Source organism: Brevundimonas sp. LF-1 (assembly GCF_037055305.1).
Classification (GTDB): Bacteria; Pseudomonadota; Alphaproteobacteria; order Caulobacterales; family Caulobacteraceae; genus Brevundimonas; species Brevundimonas sanguinis.
The window spans coordinates 2598350-2611520 of the sequence record NZ_CP146349.1 but is presented as its reverse complement, the minus strand read 5'-3'; the positions used below and the strand labels follow the sequence as shown (position 1 = coordinate 2611520).

Sequence of the window (13171 nt, the reverse complement as noted above, 5' to 3'; positions counted from 1 at the left end):
CCCAGACCCCGCACGCCAGAAGCGGTGGTGTGGCGCGTCTGTATCCAGCGGCCGGCGACGCGCCGACTTCGCCCCGCTTATCGCCGCCGTCCGCGACCCCTTCCTCGGAGACTTTCAAGCCAGATGTCGTCCTCCCCGACCATCGCCTCGCCGTTTCGCCTTAGTGATCTGCTCCATCCCGTCGTCGCCGGCCTGATCTCCGTTCTGGTCAACTATGGCGGCACCTTCATCCTGGTTTTCCAGGCGGCCAAGATCGCTGGGCTCAGCCCTGAGATGACGGCCTCATGGGTGTGGTCGGTCTCTATCGGCGTGGGCCTGACCGGCCTGTATCTGAGTTGGCGCTATCGCGAGCCGATCATCACGGCGTGGTCGACGCCGGCGGCGGCCTTTCTGGTCACGGCACTGGCGACCACGGCTTATGCCGATGCGATCGGCGCCTATATGGTTTCGGCGGCCGCCTTCGTCCTGCTCGGCGTATCAGGCGGCTTCGACAAGGTGGTCAGACTGATCCCGCCGGGCATCGCCTCGGGCCTGCTGGCGGGCATATTGTTGCAGTTCGGCGTGGGGGCCTTCGCCGGGGCCAGCGTCGATCCCCTGCTGGTCGGCCTGCTGATCCTGGCCTATGTCGGCTTCAAGCGGTTCTCGGCGCGCTATGCGGTCGTCGGCATCCTGCTGTTGGGGGTTGCGATCCTGATCTGGCAGGGGCGGGTGGACGTGTCGGGCCTGAAGCTGGAGTTCGCCGCTCCAGTCTTCGTCATGCCGACGTTTTCGCTCAACGCCCTGCTGAGCGTGGCCTTGCCGCTCTTCCTGATCACCCTGTCGGGCCAGTACATGCCCGGCATGTTGGTGCTGAGGAACGACGGGTTCAAGACCAGCGCCAATCCCATCGTCGCCGTGACGGGCCTGGGCTCGCTGCTGTTGGCGCCGTTCGGGTCGCACGCTTTCAACATCGCCGCCATCACCGCCGCCATCGCCACGGGGCCAGAGGCGCACGAAGACCCCGCAAAGCGATGGATCGCGGGCGTCGCCGCAGGGGTCTTCTACATCCTGGTCGGCGTGTTCGGGGTGACGTTGGCGGCGGTTTTCATGGCCTTCCCGGCGGCCTTCATCACCACCCTGGCGGGGCTGGCGCTGCTGGGCACGATCGGGGGCAGCCTGGCGGGCGCTATGGCCGACACCACGTCGCGGGAGGCGGCCCTGATCACCTTCCTGGCGGCGGCAGCGAACATCACCCTGCTGGGGATCGGCGGCGCCTTCTGGGGGCTGGTGATCGGGCTGGCGGCGCACTGGATCTTCACCGGCCGCGTCCCGCGTCGCGCTGCGAAGGACGTCGCGGGCGAGGGCGTCACGCCATAAGGCAGGACGCCCCCGTGTTCACGCCATCAAGGCCTGCGCGCTCTGATAGAGCATGTAGAGGGCCACGACGAAGATCAGGCCTGCGAAGACGGTGTTCAGCAGGCCCTTGCGGCTGGACATCGTCTTGGCCAGTCGCGCGCCCACCAACCCGCCCAGAACGCCGCCGCCGATGAAGACCGCCGCCAGCGGCCAGTCCACCCATCCCGCCAGCGCATAGTTGAAGGCGGTGGTCAGGCCGAAGGCGGTGACGCCGACCAGAGACGAGCCGACGGCGTAATAGATGGGCATGCCGGTCGAGCCCATCAGGCTGGGCACGATCAGGAAGCCGCCGCCGATGCCGAAGAAGCCCGACAGCATCCCCGTCGCCGTCCCCGTGCCGATCAGCTTGGGCGCATTGCGCGCGGTCAGGATCACCTGCGGGTCGCCCGCAGCCGAGCGGCCGCGCAGCATCAGGGCGCCGACGACCAGCATCAGCACGGCGAACAGGGCCAGCAGCTTCTGCCCGTCCACCGCCTTTCCGAGGCTGGAGCCCAGGGCCGCCCCGACCACGCCCGCCGCCGCGAACAGCAGGGCGATCTTCCACTTCACCGCCCCGTGGCGGGCGTGGTTCAGCAGGTTGGCGAAGGCGTTGGCGGCCACGGCGAAGGCGCTGGTGCCGATGGCCAGGTGGGGGTCCTTCACCCCCACCAGATAGACGATCAGCGGCACGGCCAGGATCGAGCCGCCCCCGCCCACCAGGCCCAGGGTGAAGCCGACCAGCGACCCCGCCCCGGCGCCCAGTCCGTATTGCAGCAGGCTGAGCGGCTCGCCCATCAGGCGGCGCTCTTGGCGCGGGGGGCGACGCCCGGCTCGACGCGGTCGGGGGCGCACAGCCACTCGCGGCCCTTCAGCATCCCGACCCAGTAGATTTCCGGCAGGGCTTGCGCCTTCAGGTGCCAGGCGCGGCGCGTCGGCTGGCGGCCGTCCAGCATCCAAGCCGGGAAGCTGGGCAGCAGCTTGCCGCCATAGCCGAACTCGGCCAGCACGATCTTGCCGCGCTCGACCGTCAGGGGGCAGGAGCCGTAACCGTCGTAAACGGCCTTCAGCGCCTTGCCGGCCAGCATGGAGATGACGTTCTCGGCCACGACTGGGGCCTGTTTGCGGGCGGCGGCGGCCGTCTTGGCGTTGGGCGCAGAGCAGGCGTCGCCCAGGCCGAAGACGTTGTCGAGGCGGTTGTGGTGCAAGGTGGCCTGATCGACGTCGATCCAGCCGCTGTCGGCCGCCAGCGGGCTGTTGCGGATGAAGTCGGGCGCGGTCTGCGGCGGGCAGACATGGATCATGTCGAAGTCGCGGACGACTTCGCTGACGGCGCCACCGGCGTAGGCGACGGCGAAGGTCGCCTTGCGCGCCTCGCCGTCGATGGCCGTCAGGCGCGAGTTGAAGCGCAGGTCGACGCCGTAACGCTCGATGTATTTCATCAGGGCGGGGACGTAGTCCTTGACCCCGAACAGCACGGCCCCGGCGTTGTGGAACTCGATGTCCACGTTCTTGAGCGCGCCGGTGCGCTGCCAGTGGTCGGCCGACAGATATAGGGCCTTCTGCGGGGCGCCCGCGCATTTGATCGGCATGGGCGGCTGGGTGAACAGGGCGCGGCCGCCCTTCAGTTCCTGCACCAGCTTCCACGTATAGGGCGCCAGATCGAAGCGGTAGTTGGAGGTCACGCCGTTGCGGCCCAGCGTCTCAGCCAAGCCGGGGATGGCGTCCCAGTCCAGCTTGATGCCCGGCGCGGCGACCAGGGCGCGATAGCCGATCCGGCGACCGTCCGACAGGCGCACCTGATCGGCTTCCGGCGCGAAGTCGACGACGCTGTCCTTGATCCAGCGGGCGCCCTTGGGGATCAGGCGGCAGGTCTCGCGCATGGTGCGCTCGGGCGTGAAGACGCCGGCGCCGACCAGCGTCCAGCCGGGCTGGTAGTAGTGGCGCTCGGACGGCTCGACGATCACCACGTCAAGGCCGGGGCGGCGGCGCAGCAGGCTGGCCGCCGTGGCGATGCCGGCGGCGCCCCCGCCGACGATCAGGACGTCGCAGGTCTCGGGGCAGGTCTCGGAAGCTTGCGGATGGGCCATGCCTCAGCCCTCCAGGCGCGGGCCGAGCGGCGAGACGTCGTAACCGGCGGCGGCGGCCAGGGCGACGATCTCTTCGGCCGGGCGCTCGCCCGCCTGCGACAGGGCCCACAGGAAGGTGGTGCGGGTGCCCGAACGGCAGTAGCCGAGGATGGGCTGGGGCAGTTCGGCCAGCGCCGCCTTGAAGCGGGCCACGTCGTCAGGCGTCATGGCTCCGCCGCGGACCGGGATGTGGACGAAGGGCAGGCCCGCGGCCTCGGCGGCGGCGCGGATGTCCTCGGTCGTCGGCTGGCCCGGCTCTTCGGCGTCGGGGCGGTTGGAGATGATGGCGCGATAGCCCTGGGCGGCCGCCGTCGCGACCTCCTCAGGCAGGATCTGCGGCGAGACGTGCAGGCGGTCTTCCAGGGTGCGGATGTCCATGAGGCTTCTCTGGCTTGAGGAAAGGAGGTGCGCGTCAGAGCGCGTTGATGGGCACTTTCAGGTAGCGGACGCCGTTGTCTTCAGGCTCGGGCATCCGGCCGCCGTTCATATTGACCTGAACCGAGGGCAGGATCAGGCGCGGCATGGACAGAGTGGCGTCGCGGGCGGTTCGCATCTGGACGAACTCATCCTCAGTCACGCCGTCGCGGACGTGGATATTGCCCTCGCGCTGGGCGCCGATGGTGGTCTCCCACGCGAACTCGGTGCGGGCGGGCGGCGCCTTGTAGTCGTGGCACAGGAAGACGCGCGCCGCCGGGGGCAGGGACAGCAGGCGCTGGATCGAGCGATACAGCGTCCGCGCGTCGCCGCCGGGGAAGTCGCAGCGCGCCGTGCCGTAGTCGGGCATGAACAGGGTGTCGCCGGGGAAGACGGCGTCGCCGATCACATAGGCCAGGCAGGCCGGGGTGTGGCCGGGAACGTGCAGCGCCGTGGCCTGAAGCCCGCCGATGGCGAAGCGGTCGCCGTCGTCGAACAGCTGGTCGAACTGGCTGCCGTCGCGGCGGAACTCAGTCCCCTCGTTGAAGACTTTGCCGAAGACGTCCTGCACCTTGATGATGTCGCGGCCGATGGCCAGGCGGCCGCCGAGGCGCTCCTGGAGATAGGGCGCGGCCGACAGGTGATCGGCGTGGGCGTGCGTCTCCAGCAGCCACTGAACCTCAAGGTCCTCGGCTTCGACATAGGCGATCAGGGCGTCGGCCGAGGCGGTCGAGGTGCGGCCCGCGGCCTGATCATAGTCCAGCACGCTGTCGATGATGGCGCAGGCGTTCGAGCCGGGGTCGCGCACTATATGGCTGACGGTGAAGGTGGCGGGGTCGAAGAAGGATTTGACCACGGGGCGCAGGGCCGGGTTCGTCAGGGCGGCCTCGATCACTTCCCTCGCGTGGTCGCGGGCGGGGTCGATGGGGGCGTCGGTCACGGCGTCTCTCCGCATTGATCTGTATCAAGCAATTAGATATTTACATATTATATGCAAGTAAATGTTTTCAAGGTGCGTCAGACCTCGGCTGCGCGTAGCCCTATGACATGGAAACCGACTCGATGACGGACACGCCTTTGCTGCGGCCGCTGCGGATCAATGAGGCGGCGCCGGATTTCGCCGCACGCACGACGCGCGGCCAGCGCCGGCTGAGCGACTATCGCGGGCGTTGGCTGGCCTTCTTCTCGCACCCGGCGGATTTCACCCCGGTTTGCACCAGCGAGTTCATCGCCCTGGCCCGGCGTCAGGCGGACTTCACGGCGATCGGCTGCGAGCTGCTGGGCCTGTCGGTCGACAGCCTCTATTCTCACCTGGCGTGGCTGAAGGACATCCGCGACCGCTTCGGCGTGACGGTGGAGTTCCCGATCATAGAGGACCCGTCCATGGTCATCGCCCAGGCCTATGGAATGATCGACCCGGCGGCGCTGACAGCGCCTCGGTGCGCGCCACCTTCGTCATCGACCCGAACGGGGTGGTGCGGGCCATCAGCTGGTATCCGATGAACGTCGGCCGTTCGGTCGAGGAGTTGCTGCGGCTGATCACGGCCCTGCAGATGGCGGATCGGGAAGGGGCCTCCGCGCCCGAGGGCTGGACGCCGGGCGCGCCTTTGCTTCAGGCGGCGCCGACTGACTTCGGCGACGTGCTGGCGGGCGATGACGCCTGGTATTATCGGCCGGGGCCGAAATGACGCGCGGCGACGTCGATCTGGACTGGTTGAAGGCCGCCGCGCCCGAGGTGGCCGAACTGCTGCGGCAACTGGCCAACGCCAATCGCCTGCTGATCCTGTGCCATATCGCTCAGGAAGAGCGTTCCGTCGGCCAGTTGGAACAGGAGCTGGGCCTGCGTCAGCCGGGCCTGTCGCAGCAGCTGGCCGAACTGCGCCAGTCGGGTCTGGTGAAGACCCGGCGGGAATCCCGCTCCATCTACTATTCCCTCGCCGACGAGCGGGCCGAAGGGGTGATGGCCATGCTGTTCGAGATCTTCTGCCAGGACCCGGCGGCCCTGGCCGAAAGACTGCATCAAGCGCCCGCGCCGGAACCCACGCGGCCTGTAGGCGACGCGGCCCGGTTCGCCCGGATCCTTCCTCCGCGCGCCTGATGCGGCCCTTGCTGCCCTAGCCTCAGCTCAGGCGGTCCTCGACGATGCGGGCGAAGATGGACGAGGCGACGGGCAGAACGGCGTCGTTGAAGTCATAGACCGTCTGGTGGACCATCGGGCCCCCTGGCCGAAGAACATATAGGCCCCCGGCGCGTGCTGCAGCATATAGGCGAAGTCGTCGGTGAAGGGATAAGGCTTCAGATCGCGCAACACCTTGTCCGCGCCCAGCACGGAGGCGCAGGCGTCGGCGGCGATGGCGGCCTGAGCCGGGGCGTTGATGCAGGGCGGCACGCCGGCGATTTCCGTCACGGTGAGGGCGCAGCCGGTCATGCGGCCGACGCCGTCGCAGATGGCCTGAAGCTGGCTCCACATGGTTTCGATAACCTCGGGCGAGGTGGCGCGCAGGGTGCCCGCCAGGCTGGCTTCGTGCGGCACGACGTTGTGCGAGGCGCCCGCCTGCAGCTTGGTGACGGTGAACAGGGCCGGTTCCATCGGATCGACGTGACGGCCGATGATGGATGAGATTTCCGACGCGACGCGGACGGCGGCCTGCAGGGGGTCCTTGGTCTTGTGCGGGGCGGCGCCGTGGCCGCCGACGCCCTGGATGTCGATCTCCCAGATCTTGTAGCCGTTCAGGGTCGCGCCCGGACGCACCGCCGCCTCGCCGAACGGCAGCAGGGGCATGTTGTGATAGGCGTAGATTTCGTCGCACGGATAGCGGTCGAACAGGCCGTCGTCGATCATGGCCTTGGCGCCCAGGCCGTTCTCCTCGGCGGGCTGGAAGATCAGCACCACGCGTCCGCGCACAGGCGGATTGGCCGTCAGGTAACGGGCGACGCCCAGCAGGGTCGCCGTGTGGCCGTCGTGGCCGCAGGCGTGCGAGACGCCGGGCTTGGTCGAGGCGTGCTCGGCGCCGCTGTCGTCGTTCATCGGCAGGGCGTCCATGTCGGCGCGCAGGCCGATGGAGGGGCCGGGCTCGCGGCCCTGAACCACCGCCACGACGCCTGCGCCGCCGATGCCGCCTTCAGGCGACAGGCCCATGTCCTTAAGGGCGTCGAAGACGATCTTCGCCGTGCGGCTTTCCTCGCCCGAGAGCTCGGGGTGGGCGTGAAAATCCCGACGCCAGGCGGTCATGTCTGAGGCGAGGGCGGCGAGGGCGGGCAGGGGCTTCATAGGTCTCAGGCATCCGGCGAAAAAGACGACGCCCAACCCTTAGCACCCCCGCGCTGTCGGGGACATGGCGGCCCCCGGTCGCGGGTCAGGCGGCGTCGTCTCGTCCGATGGCGGCCGGATCGTAGTTCAGGATCGGCGCGAGCCAGCGCTCAGCCGTCTGCACGTCCCAGCCCTTGCGGGCGGCGTAGTCCTCGACCTGATCGCGGTCGATCTTGCCGACGCCGAAATAGTGGCTGCCCGGGTGGCCGAAGTAGAGGCCGCTGACTGAGGCCGGGGGTCATGGCGAAGGATTCCGTCAGGCTCATCCCGGCGTTGGCGCCTGCGTCCAGCAGACGGAACAGCGCAGCCTTTTCCGTGTGGTCGGGCTGGGCCGGATAGCCGGGGGCGGGGCGGATGCCCTGATACTTCTCCTCAATCAGGTCCTGCACCGAGGTCTGCTCGTCAGGGACATAGCCCCACAGCTGGGTGCGGACCTCCTTGTGCAGCCGCTCGGCGAAGGCCTCGGCCAGACGGTCGGCGAGGGCCGTGGCCATGATGGCGGAGTAGTCGTCGCCCGCCGCCTTGAACTCGGCGGCCTTTTCCAGCTCGCCGTGACCGGCGGTGACGGCGAAGGCGCCCAGATAGTCGGCGCCGTCTTCGGCGACGAAGTCGGACAGGCACAGGTTCGGCTTGCCGTTGGACTTCTTGATCTGCTGGCGCAGGCCGTGGAAGCGGGCGGCCTCGACCGAGCGGCTCTCGTCGGTCCAGACCACCACGTCGTCGCCGCGCGCATTGGCGGGCCAGAAGCCGACGACGCCCTTGGCCGTGAACCATTTCTCTTCGACGATGCGCTGCAGCATGGCCTGGGCGTCGCGGAACAGGTCCTGCGCCGCCTCGCCGACGATCTCGTCCTCCAGGATCAGCGGATAGCGGCCGATCAGCTCCCAACTGGCGAAGAAGGGCGTCCAGTCGATGTGGTCGGCCAGATCCTGCAGGTCCCAGGCGTCGAATGCTTTTACACCTAGGAAGGAAGGCGCGGGGGCGGGCGTCTGGCCCTCATCGGGCCGCCAGCGGTTGTCGCGCGCCTGTTCGATGGTGGCGCGAGCCTTCACCTCCTGCCCCCGGGCGTATTGCTCGCGGATGCGGATGTATTCGTCGCGGGTGGCCGCTTCGTTCTTCGCCCGGTCAGTCGCTGACAGCAGGCCCGAGACCACGCCCACGGCCCGGCTGGCGTCGATGACATAGGTGGTCGAGCCCTTGCGATAGGCCGGTTCGATCTTCACCGCCGTATGGGTGCGGCTGGTGGTTGCGCCCCCGATCAGCAGGGGAATGTCGAAGCCGCGCCGCTCCATCTCGGCGGCGACGAAGGTCATTTCGTCCAGCGACGGCGTGATCAGACCCGACAGGCCGATGATGTCGACTTTGTGCTCAATGGCGGCGTCCAGGATGCGGTCGGCGGGAACCATGACGCCCAGGTCGACGACCTCGTAGTTGTTGCACTGAAGCACGACGCCGACGATGTTCTTGCCGATGTCATGGACGTCGCCCTTGACCGTGGCCATCAGGATCTTGCCGGCCGCCTGACGTTCCTGACCGGCTTTCTCGGCCTCCATGAAGGGTTCGAGGTGGGCCACGGCCTGTTTCATCACGCGCGCGGACTTCACCACCTGCGGCAGGAACATCCGGCCCGAGCCGAACAGGTCGCCGACCACGTTCATCCCGTCCATCAGCGGGCCTTCGATGACGTGCAGCGGGCGTTCGGACGCCTGACGGGCCTCTTCGGTGTCCTCGACGATGTAGTCGGTGATGCCGTGGACCAGGGCGTGTTCGATGCGCTTGGCGACCGGGGCGTCGCGCCATTTCAGGTCCACGACCTTGGCCGCGCCCTTCTCGCCCTTGTAGCGGGGCGCCATGTCCACCAGCCGCTCGGTGTTGGACACGTTGGTCCGCTGCGGCCGGTTGAGGATCACGTCCTCGACCGCCTCGCGCAGTTCGGCGTCGATGTCGTCATAGACGGGCAGGTCGCCGGCGTTGACGATGCCCATGTCCAGACCAGCGTTGATCGCGTGATACAGGAAGACGCTGTGGATCGCCCGGCGCACCGGCTCATTGCCGCGGAAGCTGAACGAGACGTTCGACACCCCGCCCGAGACGCGGGCGTGGGGCAGGGTGGCCTTGATGACCCGCGTCGCCTCGATGAAGTCGACGGCGTAGTTGTCGTGCTCCTCGATCCCCGTCGCCACGGCGAAAATGTTGGGGTCGAAGATGATGTCCTCGGGCGGGAAACCGACCTCGTTGACCAGGATGTTGTAGGCGCGGGTGCAGATCTCGATCTTGCGCGCGGCGGTGTCGGCCTGGCCCACCTCGTCAAAGGCCATGACCACGACAGCGGCGCCGTAGCGCAGGCACTGGACGGCATGGTGTCGGAAGGCGTCTTCGCCCTCCTTCATGCTGATCGAGTTGACGATCGGCTTGCCCTGCACGCACTTCAGGCCCGCCTCGATCACCTCCCATTTGGAGGAGTCGATCATGATCGGCACCCGCGCGATGTCGGGCTCAGCCGCGATCAGGTTCAGGAAGGTGCGCATGGCGGCGGGACCGTCCAGCAGGCCCTCGTCCATGTTGACGTCGATGATCTGGGCGCCCGCCTCAACCTGCTGACGCGCGACCGACAGGGCGGCGGGATAGTCGCCCGCGATGATCAGTTTCTTGAACTTGGCCGAGCCGGTGACGTTGGTCCGCTCGCCGACGTTGATGAAGACAGGACGCATCAGCACGCACCAAAGGCAGTCCTTCTCCCCTTGGGGAGAAGGTGTCATGCAGCGCATGACGGATGAGGGGTAGGGTTCCGCAGGCTGAACGGCTGAGGGTGAGCGCGTTGTGGGCCGCCCCTCATCCGACCGCTTCGCGGCCACCTTCTCCCCGAGAGAAGGAAGGGGCAGGTGGTCGTCACGACACGAGCTCGAACGGTTCTAGGCCCGACAGGCGCAGGGCGACCGGGCGCTCCGGCACAACGCGCGGGGGCACGTCCGCGACCTCTTCGGCGACGTGGCGGATATGGTCGGGGGTGGTGCCGCAGCAGCCGCCGACGATGTTGACCAGACCCGACTGCGCCCATTCCTCGAGGAAGTGAGCCGTTTCGTGCGGCTGTTCGTCATACTGGCCCATGGCGTTGGGCAGGCCCGCGTTCGGATAGGCGCTGACCAGGGTGTCGGCCACCCGGCTCAGTTCGGCGATGTGGGGCCGCATCAGCTCGGCGCCCAGGGCGCAGTTGAAGCCGACGGCGAACGGCCTGGCGTGGCGGATCGAGTTCCAGAAGGCTTCCGCCGTCTGGCCGCTCAGGGTGCGGCCGGAGCGGTCGGTGATGGTGCCGGAAATCCACAGGGGCAGGGGCTCCAGCCCTTCGTCCTCCAGATCCTTGATCGCCTTGATCGCGGCCTTGCAGTTCAGGGTGTCGAACACCGTCTCGATCAGGAACAGGTCGACCCCGCCCTGATGCAGGGCGCGAGCCTGCTGCTTATAGGCCTCATAGACCTCGTCATAGGTGACGGCGCGATAGCCGGGGTCGTTGACGTCGGGGCTCAGCGACAGGGTGCGGTTGGTGGGGCCTATGGCGCCGGCGACGAAGCGGGGCTTGTGCGGTTCCTTCTCGGTCCAGCGATCGGCGACCTCGCGCGCGATGCGGGCGCCTTCATAGTTCAGGTCATAGACCGCGTCTTCCAGCCCGTAGTCGGCCTGGGCGATGGTGGTCGAGGAGAAGGTGTTGGTCTCCGAAATGTCCGCCCCGGCGGCGTAATAGACGTCGTGCAGGTCGGCGATGATGTCCGGGCGCGTCAGGATCAACAGATCGTTGTTGCCCTTCTGCGGATGGCTGTGGTCGTGGAAGCGCTCGCCGCGGAAGTCCTCTTCCGTCAGCTCGCGGCGCTGGATCATCACGCCCCAGCTGCCGTCCAGCACCAGGATCGCTCTTTCGCCGCCGCGTGCAGGGCGGCGATCCGGTCGGGGCGGGTCAGGGGAGACGTCATCTACGCAACAGCCTTGGTTTCGCGCACGCCCAGGACCCGGCAGATCGCATAGACCAGCTCGGCCCGGTTCAGGGTGTAGAAGTGGAAGTCCGAAAAGCCCTCTTCCTGAAGGCGGGCGCAGGTTTCGGCGGCGATGGAGGCGGCCAGCAGCTTGCGCGTCTCCGGGTCGTCGTCCAGCCCGTCGAAGTGGCCTGCCAGCCAATCGGGCAGGGCCGCGCCGCACGCCGCCGTCATCCGTTGCAGTCCCGCGAAGTTGGTCACCGGCATGACGCCCGGGATCAGCGGAATGGTCACGCCCGCCGCCCGCACCCGATCGCGGAAACGCAGGAAAGCCTCGATGTCGAAGAAGAACTGGGTCACGGCGCGCGTGGCGCCCGCATCCACCTTGGCCTTCAGCACCTCGATGTCGTGGTCGATGGAGGGGCTTTCCGGGTGCTTTTCCGGATAGGCGCCGACCGTGACCTCGAACCCGCCGATGCGGCTGAGGGCGGCGGTCAGTTCGGTGGCGTTGGCGTAGCCGTCGGCGCGCGGCGTATAGGCGCCGCCGATGCCTGCGGAGCCCGGCGGGTCGCCGCGCAGGGCGACGATGTGATCGACCCCGATGGCCTTATAGCCCTCGATGACCTCATCGACCTCGGCGCGGCTGGCCTCGACGCAGGTCAGGTGGGCGGCGGGGCGCAGGGTGGTTTCGCTGATGATGCGCTGGACGGTGCGGTGGGTCCGCTCGCGCGTCGAGCCGCCCGCGCCGTAGGTGACGGAGACGAAGGCCGGGTTCAGCGGCTCCAGCCGCCGGATCGCCGACCACAGATTGGCCTCGGCCGCGTCGGTCTTGGGCGGGAAGAACTCGAAGGAGACGTTGACGGCGTTGCGGTTCGAGCCGGCGCGCGCGACTGGGCCCAGCGGCGACAGCAGCAGGGCGCGGGCTTCGGCGAGAGAGGAGGGGGCCATCAGGCGGTCTTTCGGACGGGGCTCGCGGCGCGTTCGCCGGTCCATATGTGAACGGTTAGCCCCTCCGTGTCGGGCGGCAGGGCGATGGGCGCCGAGGGCGTCAGACCCGCCTCGGTCAGCCATTCGCGGATTTCAGCGTCGGGGAAGCCCAGGCGACGGTGCTGATGCGCCTCGCGCAGGTGCTCGAAGGCGTGCGGGGCGAAATCGACGATCAGCAGCTTGCCGCCCGGCATGACCAGACGCGCAGCCTCGGCCACGGCGGCGGCGGGATCGGCCAGGTAGTGCAGCACTTGATGGACGATCACCAGATCGGCGCTCTCGTGCGGCAGGCGGGTCGAGAAGATGTCGCCGTGGCGCAGCTCGACCTTGTCCAGCCCGGCCTTGGAGACGTTGGCGCGGGCGATGTTCAGCATGTTCTGCGACAGGTCCAGGCCGACCGACATCTTCGCCTTCTTGCCGAACAGGGTCAGCATCCGGCCCGAGCCGGTGCCCAGGTCGACCACCCGATCGAACGGGCCGGGACCGGCCGCGCGCTCGACCGCCGCCTCGACCGCGCTTTCGCAGACATAGAGGCTGCGCATCTGGTCCCACTGGGGCGCGATCTGTTCGAAATAGCGGGCGGCGTCGATGGCGCGCTCCTTGCGCACCTCCTCCAGGCGGCGATGGTCGGCCTCGCCCTCGCCGTCGTCCAGCAGGTCCAGCACGGTGTCGATCAGCCGCCGCGACAGGGCGTCGTGCGACAGACGGTAGAAGACGCGCGCGCCATCGGGAAACCGCTCGATCAGACCCGCGTCGGCCATCAGCTTCAGATGGCGCGAGACGCGCGGCTGGCTCTGGTCCAGAACGCGCGACAGCTCCATCACCGACAGCTCCTCCGCAGCCAGCAGGGACAGGACGCGCAGGCGGGTCGGTTCGCCGGCGGCGCGCAGGGCTTCTACGGTCTGGTCAGCAGTCAGTGTCATAGGTCGTATAAAGATATCCTTATACGCTTATGCAAGCGAAATCTGGTCGCGTGCGTCCGCCAACCACCGAAC

Annotated in this window: 11 protein-coding genes and 2 pseudogenes; 4 read left to right on the top strand and 9 right to left on the bottom strand. The window is 68.2% G+C overall.

Annotated features, from left to right (window positions below; genetic code table 11):
• The first annotated feature begins 123 nt into the window (after positions 1-123).
• The gene (locus tag V8F63_RS14400; RefSeq protein WP_253121268.1) at positions 124-1356 is read left to right on the top strand and encodes a benzoate/H(+) symporter BenE family transporter; all 1233 of its coding nucleotides are present in this window, start codon (positions 124-126) and stop codon (positions 1354-1356) included.
• 18 nt (positions 1357-1374) lie between these two features.
• Here the strand turns inward: V8F63_RS14400 and V8F63_RS14395 are convergent, their stop codons facing one another.
• From V8F63_RS14395 to V8F63_RS14380, 4 genes are read right to left on the bottom strand one after another with little or no spacing between them, the layout of a single operon-like run.
• The gene (locus V8F63_RS14395; RefSeq protein WP_312447473.1) at positions 1375-2169 is read right to left on the bottom strand and encodes a sulfite exporter TauE/SafE family protein; all 795 of its coding nucleotides are present in this window, start codon (positions 2167-2169) and stop codon (positions 1375-1377) included.
• Positions 2169-3461, bottom strand: a complete 1293-nt coding sequence (locus tag V8F63_RS14390) for an FAD/NAD(P)-binding oxidoreductase (RefSeq protein WP_392353803.1) — start codon at positions 3459-3461, stop codon at positions 2169-2171. The genes V8F63_RS14395 and V8F63_RS14390 overlap by 1 nt, the downstream gene beginning before the upstream one ends.
• 3 nt (positions 3462-3464) lie before the next feature.
• Positions 3465-3878: a TIGR01244 family sulfur transferase gene (locus tag V8F63_RS14385; RefSeq protein ID WP_392353801.1), complete on the bottom strand. Its 414-nt coding sequence runs from the start codon at positions 3876-3878 to the stop codon at positions 3465-3467.
• 34 nt (positions 3879-3912) lie between these two features.
• Complete coding sequence (locus V8F63_RS14380) at positions 3913-4869, bottom strand: MBL fold metallo-hydrolase (protein WP_392353799.1); 957 nt, start codon at positions 4867-4869, stop codon at positions 3913-3915.
• A gap of 92 nt (positions 4870-4961) precedes the next feature.
• Between V8F63_RS14380 and V8F63_RS14375 the strand changes: the two genes are divergently transcribed.
• The 3 genes from V8F63_RS14375 to V8F63_RS14365 are packed head-to-tail and all read left to right on the top strand — an operon-like array spanning position 4962 to position 6012.
• Complete coding sequence (locus V8F63_RS14375; RefSeq protein WP_392353798.1) at positions 4962-5417, top strand: redoxin domain-containing protein; 456 nt, start codon at positions 4962-4964, stop codon at positions 5415-5417.
• A complete protein-coding gene (locus V8F63_RS14370; protein ID WP_392353797.1) occupies positions 5354-5602 on the top strand; it encodes a hypothetical protein in 249 nt (82 codons plus the stop codon). The genes V8F63_RS14375 and V8F63_RS14370 overlap by 64 nt, the downstream gene beginning before the upstream one ends.
• Complete coding sequence (locus tag V8F63_RS14365) at positions 5599-6012, top strand: metalloregulator ArsR/SmtB family transcription factor (protein ID WP_392353795.1); 414 nt, start codon at positions 5599-5601, stop codon at positions 6010-6012. Before V8F63_RS14370 ends, V8F63_RS14365 begins: the two co-directional genes overlap by 4 nt.
• A gap of 27 nt (positions 6013-6039) precedes the next feature.
• On the opposite strand, the gene V8F63_RS14360 is transcribed toward V8F63_RS14365, so the two are convergent.
• The 5 genes and pseudogenes from V8F63_RS14360 to V8F63_RS14340 form a co-directional block, all read right to left on the bottom strand.
• Positions 6040-7185, bottom strand: a complete 1146-nt coding sequence (locus V8F63_RS14360) for an amidohydrolase (protein WP_392353793.1) — start codon at positions 7183-7185, stop codon at positions 6040-6042.
• Between the two features lie 85 nt (positions 7186-7270).
• Positions 7271-9935, bottom strand: a pseudogene (gene metH, locus V8F63_RS14355) (methionine synthase).
• A gap of 178 nt (positions 9936-10113) precedes the next feature.
• Positions 10114-11189: pseudogene (locus V8F63_RS14350) on the bottom strand (homocysteine S-methyltransferase family protein).
• The gene (gene metF, locus V8F63_RS14345) at positions 11190-12137 is read right to left on the bottom strand and encodes a methylenetetrahydrofolate reductase [NAD(P)H] (RefSeq protein WP_392353791.1); all 948 of its coding nucleotides are present in this window, start codon (positions 12135-12137) and stop codon (positions 11190-11192) included.
• Entirely contained in the window at positions 12137-13099 is a 963-nt protein-coding gene (locus V8F63_RS14340) for a metalloregulator ArsR/SmtB family transcription factor (protein ID WP_025977434.1), read from the bottom strand. The genes metF and V8F63_RS14340 overlap by 1 nt, the downstream gene beginning before the upstream one ends.
• Positions 13100-13171: the final 72 nt, after the last annotated feature.

Bases quoted from the DNA above. Each gene is read 5' to 3' on its own strand.
- V8F63_RS14400 (WP_253121268.1), top strand. From the start codon at position 124: ATGTCGTCCTCCCCGACCATCGCCTCGCCGTTTCGCCTTAGTGATCTG.
- V8F63_RS14395 (WP_312447473.1), bottom strand. From the start codon at position 2,169: ATGGGCGAGCCGCTCAGCCTGCTGCAATACGGACTGGGCGCCGGGGCG.
- V8F63_RS14390 (WP_392353803.1), bottom strand. From the start codon at position 3,461: ATGGCCCATCCGCAAGCTTCCGAGACCTGCCCCGAGACCTGCGACGTC.
- V8F63_RS14385 (WP_392353801.1), bottom strand. From the start codon at position 3,878: ATGGACATCCGCACCCTGGAAGACCGCCTGCACGTCTCGCCGCAGATC.
- V8F63_RS14380 (WP_392353799.1), bottom strand. From the start codon at position 4,869: ATGCGGAGAGACGCCGTGACCGACGCCCCCATCGACCCCGCCCGCGAC.
- V8F63_RS14375 (WP_392353798.1), top strand. From the start codon at position 4,962: ATGGAAACCGACTCGATGACGGACACGCCTTTGCTGCGGCCGCTGCGG.
- V8F63_RS14365 (WP_392353795.1), top strand. From the start codon at position 5,599: ATGACGCGCGGCGACGTCGATCTGGACTGGTTGAAGGCCGCCGCGCCC.
- V8F63_RS14360 (WP_392353793.1), bottom strand. From the start codon at position 7,185: ATGAAGCCCCTGCCCGCCCTCGCCGCCCTCGCCTCAGACATGACCGCC.
- metF (WP_392353791.1), bottom strand. From the start codon at position 12,137: ATGGCCCCCTCCTCTCTCGCCGAAGCCCGCGCCCTGCTGCTGTCGCCG.
- V8F63_RS14340 (WP_025977434.1), bottom strand. From the start codon at position 13,099: ATGACACTGACTGCTGACCAGACCGTAGAAGCCCTGCGCGCCGCCGGC.